This window comes from Fructilactobacillus sp. YLN 2507 (assembly GCF_059614085.1).
In genome coordinates, this window is record NZ_JCAOJA010000002.1 from 35,991 (window position 1) to 50,938 (window position 14,948).

16 protein-coding genes and 1 pseudogene are annotated in these 14,948 nt (G+C 28.3%); 8 read left to right on the forward strand and 9 right to left on the reverse strand.

Translation table 11 applies throughout. From position 1 onward, the window contains the following. Positions 1–172: 172 nt before the first annotated feature. Complete coding sequence (locus AC0GLY_RS07660; RefSeq protein WP_496612376.1) at positions 173–1,513, reverse strand: MFS transporter; 1,341 nt, start codon at positions 1,511–1,513, stop codon at positions 173–175. 396 nt (positions 1,514–1,909) lie between these two features. Between AC0GLY_RS07660 and AC0GLY_RS07665 the strand changes: the two genes are divergently transcribed. Beyond that, entirely contained in the window at positions 1,910–2,578 is a 669-nt protein-coding gene (locus tag AC0GLY_RS07665; RefSeq protein WP_496612377.1) for a phosphatase PAP2 family protein, read from the forward strand. A 15-nt stretch (positions 2,579–2,593) separates the two neighbouring features. Continuing rightward, the gene (locus AC0GLY_RS07670) at positions 2,594–2,701 is read left to right on the forward strand and encodes an IS3 family transposase (protein ID WP_496612379.1); all 108 of its coding nucleotides are present in this window, start codon (positions 2,594–2,596) and stop codon (positions 2,699–2,701) included. 92 nt (positions 2,702–2,793) lie between these two features. Here the strand turns inward: AC0GLY_RS07670 and AC0GLY_RS07675 are convergent, their stop codons facing one another. Then, complete coding sequence (locus AC0GLY_RS07675; protein WP_496612380.1) at positions 2,794–3,048, reverse strand: CsbD family protein; 255 nt, start codon at positions 3,046–3,048, stop codon at positions 2,794–2,796. Positions 3,049–3,238: 190 nt separating this feature from the next. On the opposite strand from AC0GLY_RS07675, the gene AC0GLY_RS07680 reads away from it, so the two are divergent. After that, the gene (locus AC0GLY_RS07680) at positions 3,239–3,499 is read left to right on the forward strand and encodes a GlsB/YeaQ/YmgE family stress response membrane protein (protein WP_496612381.1); all 261 of its coding nucleotides are present in this window, start codon (positions 3,239–3,241) and stop codon (positions 3,497–3,499) included. A 172-nt stretch (positions 3,500–3,671) separates the two neighbouring features. On the opposite strand, the gene AC0GLY_RS07685 is transcribed toward AC0GLY_RS07680, so the two are convergent. Both AC0GLY_RS07685 and AC0GLY_RS07690 read right to left on the reverse strand, forming a co-directional pair. After that, positions 3,672–3,812 (reverse strand): hypothetical protein, encoded by a 141-nt coding sequence (locus AC0GLY_RS07685; protein ID WP_496612382.1) that lies wholly within the window; start codon positions 3,810–3,812, stop codon positions 3,672–3,674. 244 nt (positions 3,813–4,056) lie between these two features. Continuing rightward, entirely contained in the window at positions 4,057–4,398 is a 342-nt protein-coding gene (locus tag AC0GLY_RS07690; RefSeq protein ID WP_496612383.1) for a type II toxin-antitoxin system PemK/MazF family toxin, read from the reverse strand. A gap of 620 nt (positions 4,399–5,018) precedes the next feature. Between AC0GLY_RS07690 and AC0GLY_RS07695 the strand changes: the two genes are divergently transcribed. Next, positions 5,019–5,849, forward strand: coding sequence for an aldo/keto reductase (locus tag AC0GLY_RS07695; protein ID WP_496612384.1), 831 nt, complete (start codon positions 5,019–5,021; stop codon positions 5,847–5,849). Between the two features lie 849 nt (positions 5,850–6,698). Here AC0GLY_RS07695 and AC0GLY_RS07700 read toward each other — a convergent pair. Further along, complete coding sequence (locus AC0GLY_RS07700) at positions 6,699–6,890, reverse strand: LacI family DNA-binding transcriptional regulator (RefSeq protein WP_496612385.1); 192 nt, start codon at positions 6,888–6,890, stop codon at positions 6,699–6,701. A 174-nt stretch (positions 6,891–7,064) separates the two neighbouring features. Here AC0GLY_RS07700 and AC0GLY_RS07705 point away from each other — a divergent pair, with 174 nt between their 5' ends. Beyond that, on the forward strand, positions 7,065–8,387 hold the full coding sequence (locus AC0GLY_RS07705; RefSeq protein ID WP_496612386.1) for an MFS transporter: 1,323 nt from the start codon (positions 7,065–7,067) through the stop codon (positions 8,385–8,387). 18 nt (positions 8,388–8,405) lie between these two features. Next, entirely contained in the window at positions 8,406–10,112 is a 1,707-nt protein-coding gene (locus AC0GLY_RS07710) for a glycoside hydrolase family 13 protein (protein WP_496612387.1), read from the forward strand. 155 nt (positions 10,113–10,267) lie between these two features. On the opposite strand, the gene pgmB is transcribed toward AC0GLY_RS07710, so the two are convergent. Next, the gene (gene pgmB, locus AC0GLY_RS07715; RefSeq protein ID WP_496612388.1) at positions 10,268–10,939 is read right to left on the reverse strand and encodes a beta-phosphoglucomutase; all 672 of its coding nucleotides are present in this window, start codon (positions 10,937–10,939) and stop codon (positions 10,268–10,270) included. 131 nt (positions 10,940–11,070) lie between these two features. Here pgmB and AC0GLY_RS07720 point away from each other — a divergent pair, with 131 nt between their 5' ends. Both AC0GLY_RS07720 and AC0GLY_RS07725 read left to right on the forward strand, forming a co-directional pair. Continuing rightward, positions 11,071–13,302 (forward strand): glycoside hydrolase family 65 protein, encoded by a 2,232-nt coding sequence (locus AC0GLY_RS07720; protein ID WP_496612389.1) that lies wholly within the window; start codon positions 11,071–11,073, stop codon positions 13,300–13,302. Positions 13,303–13,422: 120 nt separating this feature from the next. Next, complete coding sequence (locus tag AC0GLY_RS07725; protein WP_496612397.1) at positions 13,423–13,599, forward strand: IS3 family transposase; 177 nt, start codon at positions 13,423–13,425, stop codon at positions 13,597–13,599. A gap of 102 nt (positions 13,600–13,701) precedes the next feature. On the opposite strand, the gene AC0GLY_RS07730 is transcribed toward AC0GLY_RS07725, so the two are convergent. From AC0GLY_RS07730 to AC0GLY_RS07740, 3 genes and pseudogenes are all read right to left on the reverse strand, one after another. Then, a complete protein-coding gene (locus tag AC0GLY_RS07730; protein WP_496612390.1) occupies positions 13,702–13,983 on the reverse strand; it encodes a helix-turn-helix domain-containing protein in 282 nt (93 codons plus the stop codon). A 25-nt stretch (positions 13,984–14,008) separates the two neighbouring features. Then, a complete protein-coding gene (locus AC0GLY_RS07735) occupies positions 14,009–14,191 on the reverse strand; it encodes a type II toxin-antitoxin system RelE/ParE family toxin (protein WP_496612392.1) in 183 nt (60 codons plus the stop codon). 403 nt (positions 14,192–14,594) lie between these two features. Next, positions 14,595–14,828, reverse strand: a pseudogene (locus tag AC0GLY_RS07740) (transposase); the annotation flags it as partial. Positions 14,829–14,948 lie beyond the last annotated feature (120 nt).

Here is a 14,948-nt window from a genome sequence, read left to right on the forward strand (position 1 = left end):
TTATTGAAGCCCTTGTATGATTACAATTTCACAATCTATTGATTTAAAAAGAGTTTTATTGTTTATTAATAATTTAGAAATAACTGATGAATAAACTTAGAAATAAAAAAGACTTACTCCGATTGAGTATCGGAATAAGTCATTACAAGCATACAATTAAAATAGTTAATTTTTAATTAATGTTTTTAGACATTTTAATTTGAGTAAATGAAATATAAATTAAGAGTAGTAAAGCAAATAAAGCTGCACATAAAATCACAATATTTCCTGCTAACCATCCAAATTTAGCTACCAAAGTACCAATTAATGCAGTCGCTAAAGTCTCTCCAAAAATATACTGAAAGAAACCCATAAATCCTGTTGATGATCCCACAGCAAATTTTGGAACTGCTTCATTAACCATTAAACCAACTAAAGTTAGAGGTGCATAAATCAAACTTCCCATAATGATTAAAACAGTAACAATTAATGCATGATTTGTACTGAAAAAATAAGTAAACAAGCACGCAAATAAGCCTATAACACAAAATATACAAATTAGTGCACGTTTATTACTAATAAAATCAGAGATCGTTCCAACAATAATTACTCCTGGAACAGCGGCCAATTCAAAAATTCCTACTAACCATTTTGCAAAACTAGGATTAAATCCTTTATATTGTACTAAATAACTAGGTATCCAACTCATTATTCCATACCTAACTAGATATAACGACATGGAGGTTAACGTGATGGCCCAAACTAACTTATTTAACAAAATATACTTAACAAAAATTTGAGTAAGGGTTAAATTTGATTCATCTTTATCATCGACTTCCCCATTAGCTAATACCACGTTATCATTTGTATATTTAGTTATGCTAGGCAAACCTACACTAACAGGCCGATCTGATCCAACAATTAAAACAAAAATTCCAATTATAATAGATATAATAGAAGAAGTTATGAAAATAGCATTTAACGAACCATAAAATAAAAATGAAGCTAATTCAACTACAGCTACACATGCAAATGCACCTAGGTTGTGTGCTGAAGACCAAATAGCATAGATTGATCCTCTTGATTTTTTACCCCACCAGTATTGAATCGTCTTTTGACAAGAAGCTGCTCCCATTCCTTGCGCAACTGACATAAATAACATTAAAAACATCAATAAAAATAAATTTTTAGTAGATCCCAAAAAGAAATTAAAAAAAGCTGATACAAATAAACCAGTAGCTAAATATCGTTTGGGATTACTCTTATCACTTAAAGCACCCATAAACAATTTTGAAATTCCATAACCTATTCCAAAACATGACAAAACCAAACCAATTTGAGCAGTAGAAAATCCATTTACTTTCATGATGTCATTTTGTTCTACTGTAAAAATCAATCTAATTATGTAATATCCAATGTACCCAATACAAATTGAAAGTAAGACACCTAATTGTCTCCAATGATAAACTGATTTAATTTTATTTTTTGGAATAAGCTTATCAGAAACAGGTGCTGGTTTTAAAAATGAAAACATAGTTATAACCTCCCTATAAATATAAATAAAACTATAATGTTTTTGTAAGCGCTTACAAAAGAGTCCCTTTTAATTCTAACACTTATTTTATATAATTAAATACCTCTTCCATAAATATAAATACAATCTTATTACATATTTATACTTATGGGAAAGTATTCCAACAAACAGACCTCGTTTTTTTGATAATGATTGTTATAATTATTTTATCTATAATAACCATTTTATTTGAAATTTCAAATAAAATTAAAGAAATATGTAATGAAAGTCATTCAAAATTAATCTAACTAGCGACATAATCCAAATTAGATTTAATTTCAATAGCTCTCATTTTAGTAAGTGAAAATATAAATATTATAACAAATGAAAATTAAATTAGGAGAATAGTAAATAAAAATGAAAAATGCAAAAGTTGAGGATAACCGTAAAATTATATTAACAGCAATGATTAGTTTGTTCTTATTTCTAAATACTACATTTTTAGTTTTTGGAAAATATAATTGGTTTAAAAATATTGAAGACTATATTTTTATTCATAAACAACTTACATTTGGTAACTTTAAAATGAATTATACTAATAACTTATTTCATAATTTTATAGCTATCTGTGCAAAATATGGAAATATACTTCCTGTAACCATATTGACCTTAACTGTGATGCTGGTATTATGTTTAAAAAAACAATATTTTACCTCTTTGTGGCTAGGAACAACTATTGGAAGTGGTGGATTAATAGGAATTATAATGAAATTGATTTTTAAACGACCAAGACCAATTAATCATTTAGCTATTGATAGTGGATATTCTTACCCAAGTGGTCATTCGCTAGGATCTACCATATTTTTGGGTTCATTATTCTTCTTAGTAGATATTAACGTTAAAAATAAACTAACAAAAAGAATTATTCAATTCATCTTAGTATTACTTTGGATTGGGACTCTTTTTTCAAGAATTTATTTTAATGCTCATTATTTAGGTGATGTTGTCGGTGGTGTTTTTTGGGGAATATTTTGGCTTTTTTCATTCATTTATTTATATATTAAACATGCCAAATCGTTAAACTAAAAAATCCATATTAAATTGGTCGTTGTAAATAATTATTTAGCTTCATTAAAAAATTATGTATATTGGTTTAATAACAAAAGAATTTCAAAAAAAGAACTTACCCCTGATCGAATATCGGAATAAGTTCCTAAAAACTACTTAACTATAATGTGTAGCCCATCATTAATTTAGTCGTCTTTTTGGATTCTATCTGCATTACTTATTTGTGGTAAAAATTAATCTTTAACTTTATCTTTTAAATCAGAAACTTTTTCTTCAACGTTTCCTTTTGCACTCTTAAGATTACCACTAATTTTATCTGAAGAATTGCCAGTAATGGAACCCTTTACTTGTTCAGCTTTACCTTGAATTTGATCATTTAAAACATCAAATTTTTCATTTACCTCACTTAAGACATCGGTCTTTTTTAATAATGTATAACCTAGTGCTAAATTTCCAACTAAACTTAAACCTAAAATTAAATCTTTCATGTTAATTCCTCCTAAAAATTATTTTATTTACATCTATAATCTATCATTATCTTATTATACAAGCTATCATTATCTTCTTAAGCATTCAATGAACACTAAATTTAGATAACAGATAATCGTGTTTATAAATTTTAACTTTTTGAAATAACCTTAAATTTATATTAACATTGATATATAGGTGGTGAATGATATGGGACTAATTTGGACTTTAATTATTGGTGCAATTATCGGTGCAATTGCTGGTTGGATAACTAATAAGCTTACTGATAAAGGAACTGCGCTTGGTTTGATTGGTAACATTGTATCCGGTTTAGTGGGATCTTGGTTAGGTGAAAAATTATTAGGAGATTGGGGGCCAAGCCTTGCTAGAATAGCTGTAATTCCTTCAATTATTGGCGCAATTGTCGTAGTATTAATTGTATCTGTAATTATCAGATATTTAAGTAAGTAACTTAATATTTTGTGAAAAGGCAGTAACTAAATGTTACTGCTTTTTTGTACTGTAACAAAAATAATTAAAAATTATATTATTAATATTTTAAACTTTTTTCTATCTTCTGCATATTAGAGGCTATTTAGCAAGTACTCTTCATTTGCTTTTCTTTTGGATTCAGAAATTGCCATTATAAAAACCACCAAACTAATAGTATTATTAAAATAATCCAAATAACTAGTTCTATAAAACCTTTCCAACGGAATTTTTCAGATATTATTTTTATAGTTAAATGTTTTCCTGATTTTATTTTTTTATTTTTAAATTTCATTGTATTGGTCTCCTTAAAATAGTCTACTATAATAAAAATGCATCAAGAAGCAAAACAATTCTTCCTTGTGGTAACTATTTTCTAAAAATGACTTTGAGACTTAAAATCATTGAAATTAGAATTTCAAATTCAACTTCTTTGGTTTTTAGGCTCTTTTGTTCCTATATTAAAAAATGGCACACAATGCTTAGACAGTTTGTGTGCCATTTTTTAATATAGAAGCATTATTGATATGATAGTATGGTTAATTGTCAATACTAAACAATAATTTATAAGTTGAAATAATATCTTCTAGTTCTTCATTATTAACTTTATCAACAATAACTTCGTCCCTAACTTTTTTTGTGTTTAAATCTAAAGATATGGGTTGGTCTAATAAAACCTTTTCATATACTTTTTTGCTACTAGTTAGTCGATAGTACATCGGAAACTCGCAATCTTTACTACTAATTGGAGCAACAATTGTCATATTACTTGTTTTACTAACTAAGTTGCTACTTAAAGCAATGGCTGGTAGCCAATTCATCTGTTCATGACCTTTATTAGGATTAAAGTTAACATAGAAAATGTCACCTTGATTTACCACGGTAATTAATCACCTTGTGCTTGACCCCAAACAAGTTCATGATCTCGTTTGCTATCATCTTTCTAACTATTAAATAACTCATGAATGTTATTTGGCTTTTTATTTTTGGGAGTCATAATAATCAATTAAATTTAACTTCAATTATCATTGTTTGATTACCAGTTAAATTTAATTGATTAATAATTTGGCTTGGAATTCTAGTTGTTTTTGAATTTACCCATTTGGATAATTAGTTATTTCTCTAGTTAATTCCATAATTAATCTCCATTATAAATAATATAACAACGCTAGTATATACCACATAGGATACATTGGTTAATTTTTATATTACTCTAACTAACCATTTTTATTGCCTTATTAAAATATTTATTTTTGTTGCGTTATTCATAATATTCCAAGGGTGAGTCTTTAGGTTCATAATTCATGTTAATTCACTGATATTAGTTTTCTAGTTTAGAAGTCACATCAGTAAATTTTGTTTTTGATAAGACTATAGTCCATTTTAGAAAGTTAAATTTAAAAACGTGTTAAGGTTAAATTGTTAACTAAGGTAGAGTTAACTTTTCTTTTAGCAACACGTAAAATTTAATTCAGCATACTTATTCGTGAAAGGAAAAGTAATGGAATATTATACTTTAGAAAATGGAATGAAGATTCCTAAAATTGGCTTTGGAACATATAAGTTAAATGGTTTTGATGGTGCAATGTCAATTAAATCTGCAATTAATAACGGGTATCGCTTATTAGATAGTGCTTATAGTTATGAAAATGAAGGAGCACTAGGCAAAGGGATTCGCAATTCTGATGTTAATCGTTCTGATTTAATTGTAACCTCTAAATTACCAGGTCGTTACTATAATCGTAAAAATGCAATTAAAACAATTCAAGAATCACTTTACCGCAGCGGTCTAGATTACTTTGATGTATATTTACTTCATTGGCCAAACCCTAAAAATGATATGTACGTAGAAGCGTGGAAAGCATTAATTGATGCTAAAAAATTTGGTTTAGTAAGAACTATTGGGGTATGTAATTTCTTACCAATTCATTTAGACAGAATAGAAAATGAAACTAGTGTTATGCCACAAATCAATCAAATTGAATTACACCCATACTTTAATCAATTAAAACAACGCCAATATAATAATGAGCATGGTATCTTAACTGAGGACTGGAGCCCACTAGGTAGAGCAAGTGATTTGTTAAATAACCCAGCTTTAATTGAGCTTGCAAAAAGATATGGAAAAAATGTAGGACAATTAATTTTACGTTGGGAAGTTCAATTAAAAACCTTACCAATACCCAAGTCATCTAGTGATAAAAATCAAATTGATAATCTTAATATCTTTGATTTCGAAATTTCTGAAAATGATATGAGCATCATAAACAGCTTAACTAGATTAGATGGTAGAACTAATAACCAAGATCCTGCCACTTATGAAGAATTATAAAAAATATTTAATTTAGAAAAACCTAATATTTCAGATACCTCACGAAGTGAAAATTCTTCATTAATGAGTTGGGACAACAAGTTACAATCAAAAGATATTAAAATAAAATAACTCAAAGTAATTTCTCTCTACAGTGTGTTTATCCACTACCATTGTAAGATATTATTTTGAGTTTTTATTTTATTTAGTTTTATGAAGAACTGGAATTCCTCCATAAGCATTAAAAGTTTGCCTACGATCTGGAATATTATTATATTGTTTGGAAACTTTTTTATTATTTTCAAAACTTTAGTTCCCATGCTCAAAACTATTATAGGCAATGTATGACTTTAAAATTATATACCAAACAATACTAAAACCAAACGTGATAAACATAATTCAATATACCAATGGTGGTAACAATCAAAACAAAAGAATTCAAGCACAAGTGTCATATACCCTGCAACAAAAACCCCTATTACTGAGGTACCGTCAAAGTTGTAGTTAATAATTGATTTGATTGTGACCACCATGGCCCTTGTGCTTGAATTCTTTTGTTTTTACCTCTGCCTAAATATTTGTCAAGCAAAAAAGTACCCCCCCATATCATTTTGATATAAACATACCGACTGATATTTAAAAGTACTTTTTATGCCCTATACAATTTTAATCTCAATTAATTTTTTTCACATTCCTCATCATTAAAAATCATTTTTTAATGCCTTTTTGAATATGGATATATTTTTTACTATTCTACTGTCTATTACTTTAATATAATTATCGTAAGTATATTTTTTCAATTTATTCATATCACTAGTGCGATAATAATTATTAATTAAGAATTGGAAAATTTATATAATAAAAAACTAACTAAAATTTCCTTTTCCTACCAAGAATTTGAGCATTTTTATTTGGAGTATAATTTAAATTTCTTAGTGCTTTAGATATTTTAATAAAATTCTCATTAGATAATAGTTTATATTTACCAGTGTTGTATCTTGATACTGTTGCTGGAGAAACTCCAGCTTCTTTGGCAACGTCTTTTATAGTTATTTTATTCAACTTATTTTCCTTACTTTTGTATTAGTTATTGTTTAAAAGTTATTCCATCAATACAAGTGAGCGGGTAAAAAGTTTTCAGATTCTAACTTGTATTGTATATTATTTATGTTAACATTTATTTGTAAGCGGTTACATAAAATTTGATTATACAGTATATATGAAAGAGATGAAATTATGAAAAATAAAAAAAAGGGGTTGCCTAATCTTACTTTTCAAATGCTTTTTTTCCTAAGTTTTGGAATATTTGGAGCACAAATGTCTCAAGGATTAGAAAGTTCACAGTTAGGAAGATTATTTCAAACTTTAGGAGCTTCTCCAAAATTATTGGCAATAATATTTTTAATTCCTCCATTTGCAGGACTAATTATTCAGCCCATCGTTGGGAAATATTCTGATGAAACTTGGATTCCTAAGATTGGAAGAAGAATGCCCTATTTAATTGGGGGCACTTTATTATCTATGATAGCACTTTTTATTTTACCAAATTGTGGTAATTGGGGACTTTCATTAAATAGTGTATTAATTATAGGATCTTCCATTGTTTTTTTGTATATGATTGCCTCAAATATTTGCATGGCACCATATAAAACATGGATTGGAGACATGATTAATGAAGACCAAAAAGGCAAAGCGTCTTCAATTCAAAGCATTCTAACTAATGCTGGAACTGTTTGTGCTGCAATTGCTCCATGGGTATTAACTAAGATTGGTGTTTCAAATACAGCGTCTAAGGGTGTAATCCCTGATACAGTAAAATATTCCTTTTACATTGCTGCCATTGTCCTTGCATTTTGCACAATTATAACTGTAATGAAAGTTCACGAATATTCTCCAAAAGAATTTAATGAGTTTCACGGTGTAGATAATAATGAAATCAAAATTAAAAAAGGTATTTTACAATTATTAAAAGATGCACCTAAATCATTTTGGACAGTAGCTTTAGTTCAATTTTTTGGCTTTATTACTTTTGGATTATTGTGGACTTATGGATCAGGAGCTGTAGCTAAAAATGTATATAATGCAATAGACCCAACTAGCGCAGCATATCAAATGGGTGGTAATTTATTTGGGATTCTATCTGCAATTTACGCACTTTCTGCGGCAATCGTTTCTGTTGCATTATCAAAAATACCACGTAAACACTATATTAAAGCATTCTTTTCTACTATGTTAATTGGAACAATTGGTTTTATCTTATTTTTCTTCAGTCATAGTGAAATATTAATGATTATTGATTTTATTCTTATCGGAGTTGGTTGGGCAGGTATACTGGTTTATCCAATTGCATTTGTAACTGATGATCTTCCAGCTCAGTATATGGGAATTTATCTTGGTTTATTTAATGCACAAATTTGTATTCCACAAATTGTAGCATCTATATTAAGTGTTGGGTTAGTTCCACTAGTTAATGATTCTTTACCAGCAATAATTTTAATTGGTGGAATAATTTATGGATTTGCAACTTTTTCAACTTTAATTGTTAAAAATAAAAAATAAGAAAATTAGGAGAATATTATGAACAATGAAAATATATTAAAACCTTTGCAACATAGCAATAAAAGATGGTGGAAAGATGAGGTCATCTATCAAATATATCCTAGATCCTTCAAAGATTCTAATGGTGACGGAGTGGGTGATATCAATGGCATTATTTCCAGATTAGATTATTTGAATAATTTAGGAATCACTGCTATATGGATTTCGCCAGTTTATAAATCACCAATGGTAGACATGGGATATGACATTGAAAATTATCAAGAAATTGATCCAATTTTTGGAACTATGGAGGATTTTGATAATTTAATAATTGAGGCAAAAAAACGTAATATTAAAATTATTATGGATTTAGTTGCAAATCATACTTCAGAAAAAAATCCATGGTTTCAAGCTGCTTTAAAAGACCCAAAATCTAAATACCGTAATTACTATATTTTCAAACACACTCATGATGGAAAAGCCCCTAATAATTGGCGCGGAGCTTTTGGTGGATCAACTTGGACTGAAGTTCCTGGAGAACCTGGAACTTATTATTTCCATAATTTTGCTCCACAACAACCAGACTTAAATTGGGAAAACCCCGAACTAAGACAAGCTATGTATAATATTATAAATTGGTGGCTTGAAAAAGGAATTGCAGGTTTTAGATTAGATGCGATTATGCAACTAAAGAAGGATCAAGATTATGCTAGTTTACCAGCTGATGACGTTGATGGATTAGTAAATTCAGAGAAAAAAGATTTAAATCGTCCAGGAATTGGTGATTTTCTGAAAGAATTAAAGCAAGAAACGTTTGAAAAATACGATGCTGTTACAATAGGTGAAGCTTATGGGGTCCCTTCCAAAGACCTTCCAAAATATATTGGTCCTAATGGATATTTCTCAATGATTTTTAATTTTGACATAATGAATCCAGATCTTGAAGATGTTAATCGTTGGTACTTAAAGAGAAAATGGAATATTTCTGATTGGGAACAAAGTATTTTTAGTAGTCAAGAAGCTGCTAAGAAAGCTAACGCCTACTTTACTAATATTATAGAAAATCATGATCAACAACGAGCTCTTTCAAAATTCATACAAGATCCTAATGATCAAACCCCAGATGCAGCAAAAGCATTAGCAGTAACTTATTTTTTCTTGCCAGGAGTTCCTTTAATTTATCAAGGACAAGAATTAGGAATGAAAAATTTTGAAAGAAAAGATATGACTGAATTTAATGATATTTCATCAATTAATAACTATAGCATGGCATTAAAGAATGGTTATTCTGAAGAAGAAGCATTTAAATTTGTTAATGAACGTTCTAGAGATAATAGCAGAGTTCCAATGCAATGGGATGAAAGTAAATATGGTGGTTTTTCAACTCACAAACCATGGATAAAGATGGGAAATAATCGCAAAAACATTAGCGTTAAAAATGAAGACAATAATCAGAATTCAGTCTTAAACTTTTATCGTAAAATTGTTAAATATAGGCAAGCTGATCGTGTTAGAAAATTATTTATAGATGGATCGATTACTCCATTAGATGATACTCCTAATAATGTAATCGGTTATAAACGTGAATACAATAATAAGTCTATTATTGTGCTTGTTAACTTATCGAATAAAAAAGTTGATTTAGAAAAATCATATAATGGAAAAATAGTCGTAAATTCAAATTTAACAAATACTGAGAATAATAAACTGTTACCATTTCAAGCAATTATTATTGAAGAAAATTAGTATTTAATTTTATAAACATTTTTAAAATTAAAAAGTCTATTATATTAGATCACTTATGTGATTTATATAATAGACTTTTTGCTATAACATTTTTAAATCAAGAAACAAATTATTTCAATAATCCTTTTATATTAATGCTACAAAATAATTAAGTATTATTCTAATGCATTTTTTATATTAATTAAAGTTAGGTCTTTAGTAGATGAAAAAATAATATTGGCATCATTTAAAACTTTCTTATTGCCAATACCAATAGAAGTTTCTCCTGCATCATTAATAGATTTTATTCCAACTACAGAATCTTCAATTCCAATACATTGTTTTGGGGTTAACTCTAATAAATCAGCCCCTTTAAGGTAAATTTCTGGATCTGGCTTTCCATATTTTAAATCAGCAGGATTAACTACTTTTTCAAAAAAATTGGCTAATCCAATTTTTTTTAACACTTTAAATGAATTTTTAGAAGCGGAAGCTAAGGCAATTTGATAACCATTGTCTTTTAAAGCTTGTAAAAAATCAGGAATACCAGGTAAAACATCGGTTTTAGTCATTTTATCAACTAATTTTAAATAATAATTATTTTTTTCTTCAGCTAATTTAATTTTTTCTTCTTCAGAATATTTATTTTCTTTTCCACCTTTTTTTAGAATTAAGTTTAAAGAATCTACACGACTCACTCCCTTTAGGCTTTCTTCTAATTTAGGTGTCCAAATAACGCCTATTTTATTAGCAATTTGATGCCAAGCTTTGGTATGCAGCTTAGATGTAACAGAAATAACACCATCTAAGTCAAAAATAAAACCCTTTATTTCAGAAAACTTCGACATAATATTTTCCTCCTTTAAACATACCAATATTTACTAATGTTAGTATACCACCAAATGTAAGCGCTTGCATTTTTTGCAATGTGTTCTAAAATTGGTTTGTAATTGTAAATATAATTAAGGAGGATAATATTATGTCAAATGTTTCAAATACTATAGTTGAAATACCGGTGCTTACATTAAAAGATGTCCCTACTTCAAGTCAAAAAATAAATTTTCCTGCGTTATTTTCACTTGCTAATGGTCACTTTGGAGTTCAAGCTACAGATCCAATTTCTAGTACCATTTCTAGTGGAACTTTAGTAAACGGGTTTTTTGAATTTTCACCTATTACTTACGGTGAATCTGCTGCTTACTATCCTAAAGAAAATGAAACAATTATTGATTTACCAAACTTACGTAAACTTAAAATTGAAACTGAAGATCATATTGTATTTGATAAAACCAAATTAATTGATGCTAAATTAAATCTTGCTAATGGATTACTTAATGAAATTTATGAATTAAGTAATATTAATAATGATACGATTATTTTAAAATTATCATCGTTGATTGGACAAAATCATCAAACAGATTATGGAATTTCCTATGAAATTTTACCAGAATCATATATTGGTAAAGTAATTGTTAACAAAGTAATTGAAACTGAAAATAGCAGCAAAAATGAGCAACGAAATGGAGTTAATATAGATGATCCACGTAAAAGTAGAAAAATTAAAACAATCGAAATTAATGAATTAAAACAGACTACTCATAAACAAATAATTAATATTAGAGCTATTAATTCTGATTTAAATGTTACATTAAGTCTTATAGCTAATGATGATATTACTTTAACCGATAACATCATCGATTTAGCAGCTAAACCAAAAAAACTTTACTTTAATATTAAAGTTAGCTTTGCTGTTAAAGGTAAAAGCAATGATAAATCAACAAAATGTGATTTTATTGATTTTAACGACCTTTTTACTGATAATAGCAATTTTTGGCTTCAAGTTTGGCAAAAAAGCAATGTTACTATTAATGGTAATCCTAATCTTAATTTAGCTATTCATTACAACATTTTTCAATTAAATGAATCTGCTGGTAGAGATGGTAAAACAAATGTTGCTTCTAAAGGCTTATCTGGATCTGGATATGAAGGACATTATTTTTGGGATACAGAAATGTATATGTTACCTTATTTTATCAATACACAACCTGATGAAGCTAAAAAGTTGATTATTTACCGTTATAACATTTTGGATTTTGCTAAAAATCGTGCACGTGAACTGGGGATTGAAAATGGCGCTTTATACGCTTGGCGAACAATTAATGGTCAAGAAACTTCTGCATATTATCCAGCTAGTACCGCAGCCTATCACATCGATGGAGATATCGCTTATTCTGTTGGAAAATATTACGAATCTACTCTTGATATGGACTTTATGAAAAAGTATGGTTTTGAAATACTATTAGAAACAGCTAGATTTTGGAAAAACTTTGGCAACTGGGAAAAAATTAATGATAAAAAACAGTTTGTATTTAATACTGTTACGGGGCCTGACGAATATACGGCATTAGTCAATAATAATTATTACACTAATATGATGGCCAAGAATAACATGCTATTAGCATATAAATTTGGTAAATTGCTAGAGGATAGATTCCCAGGATTCTTGAAAAGTTTTGGAATTAGTAATAAAAAAGAATTAAATATCTTTAAAAAAATTGCTGATAATGTTTTTTTGCCCTTTAGTAACGAAAAACAGATTAATGAACAAGATGACAGTTTCTTCAATAAACCAGTATGGCCATTTGATAAAATACCTAAAGATAATTATCCTTTATTGTTGCATTATCATCCCTTAACAATTTACAAATACCAAGTTGACAAACAAGCAGATACTATTTTAGCTGACTTCCTATTTCCTAATTCTATTTCTAAAAAGCAATTGCAAAAAGAATTTGATTATTATGAAGCCATTACTACTCACGATTCGTCATTATCACGGTCGATTTTTGGCATAGTGGCTGCACGTTTGGGTAATATGAAGAAGGCATACTCTTACTTTATGGATACTGTAAGAATGGATTTGATAGACTTACAGGGAAATACTGCTGATGGATTGCATCTCGCTAACCTTGGTGGAAGTTGGATGAGTATTATAGAAGGTTTTGGCGGTATGGTTATTGAAGATAATGTCCTTAGCTTTAATCCTAAATTACCTGTTGAGTGGGAAAGTTATAATTTTAGAATTAAATTTCAAGGTCGATTATTACAAATAAATATTTCAAACGATAATACAAATATTTCATTGTTATCAGGAAATAATTTATCAGTGAAATTAAATGGTAATCTCGTTAACTTAAAACAAACTTATTAATATTGACTGTGCAATACCACATAGTGAACCTATACTTCATTTGATTATTTTGATTTATCACGCAAAAAAGGCGTTATCAGAAGTATGTCCTGCAAATGAACTACAGCTGATAACGTCATCATTGAATCATTCCATTCCACACTAAAGTCTGAAATGATTTACACCTACGATAACTCAAAAGGTTTATCAGAAACAATTAGGTGTATTACTAATTATATCAAGTTTTGGAACGAAGAACGTATATTTACAAAATTAGACAATCAATCACCCGTAGAATTCAGGAAATTTACTGCCTAATTAAAATTATCGAAATCTGCTTTTATTAATTGTTGAAATTAATAGTTGCAGTTCCTAATGCATTAAATCTTATATATTTATTATAAACCAAATAAAAATATATCAAGCTAACTTTACCACTAATTTTTTATTTAAGGCATGAGCCATTTTGCTCATTGTATTCATACTTGTGTTTTCACCAGCTTCAATTCTAACTAAAGTTGATTGTGGAACCTTAGTAATTTTAGCTAAAGCCCTTTGGCTATATCCAGCTGCTTCACGTGCTTCCATTATAGAAACAGCACTAGCTAATTTTTCATTACTTTCTTCATAGCCTGCTCTAAATTCAGAATCTTTCATATCTTTAGCAAAAACATCTTCAACATTTACACTATTAGCTTTCATTCCCATTCTCCTTATTTTAATAAATTCATTTTTTATAAATAACGCATGATTTATTTTTTCTTGGAGTTTTTTGTGTTTTTTTAGTAAATCCATGCGTTATGTAATATACACCATCAATATAATGAAAATACAGCGTTCTTTTAATATCGCTTCCAACTTTGGATCTCATTTCATAAATATTAGTTCCTGATTTTTTAACCCATTGCATTTTTATAGAAGTTTGAATGCCTAAATCACTAATATTATGTATAACTGATACTAACTTTTATCTATCCTTTTTTGGTAAAGATTTATAAAGTTTTTCAAATTAATTGTGTCCATTAAGTCTTATAATCGCTTTAAAACTTATTTTATTCCTTTATAATGTTGATGGTCAGAAAATTATTGATTATTTTTTGATCATCAGCTAATTCTTTAGTTTTATGTAATTCTTTGAAGTTAGAAATAGTTTCATGTCGATCCTTAACTTTAGTCATCGATAATATTTTATGACTAGACTAACGTGAACCAAACACTGTTGCCACTTAGAATGTGGCTATAGATTAGTAATTGCTTCTGGTATGCCATTTAGACCGTTCATCACGAATAAGAGGTCTTCTTCTAATTAGTAAAAAAATATCATTTCTGTCCCTATGAACTGTAAGGTTAAATTCTCTATATTTAGTTTTAACTTTACGAAAATATTGACCATTACGTAAGTTACCATTATGAAAGCCATCTCTATCATAACTTTCATAACCTAAATAAGAAGAAATTTCATTCTTCATAAGTTCATTAATAGCTTTTTCTAAGTGAAATCTGAAGATTTCATCAAGATCGTTATTTTGTGCTAGTGCTGTTACAATTTGTTTGGTAAAATTTTACATGGGGAATATCCTCTTTCTTGATATTGGTGTGGTACTTATATCTTATGGGGGGGACATTCCCTTTTTAAATTCAATAATTATTATTTACACAGGATTTTT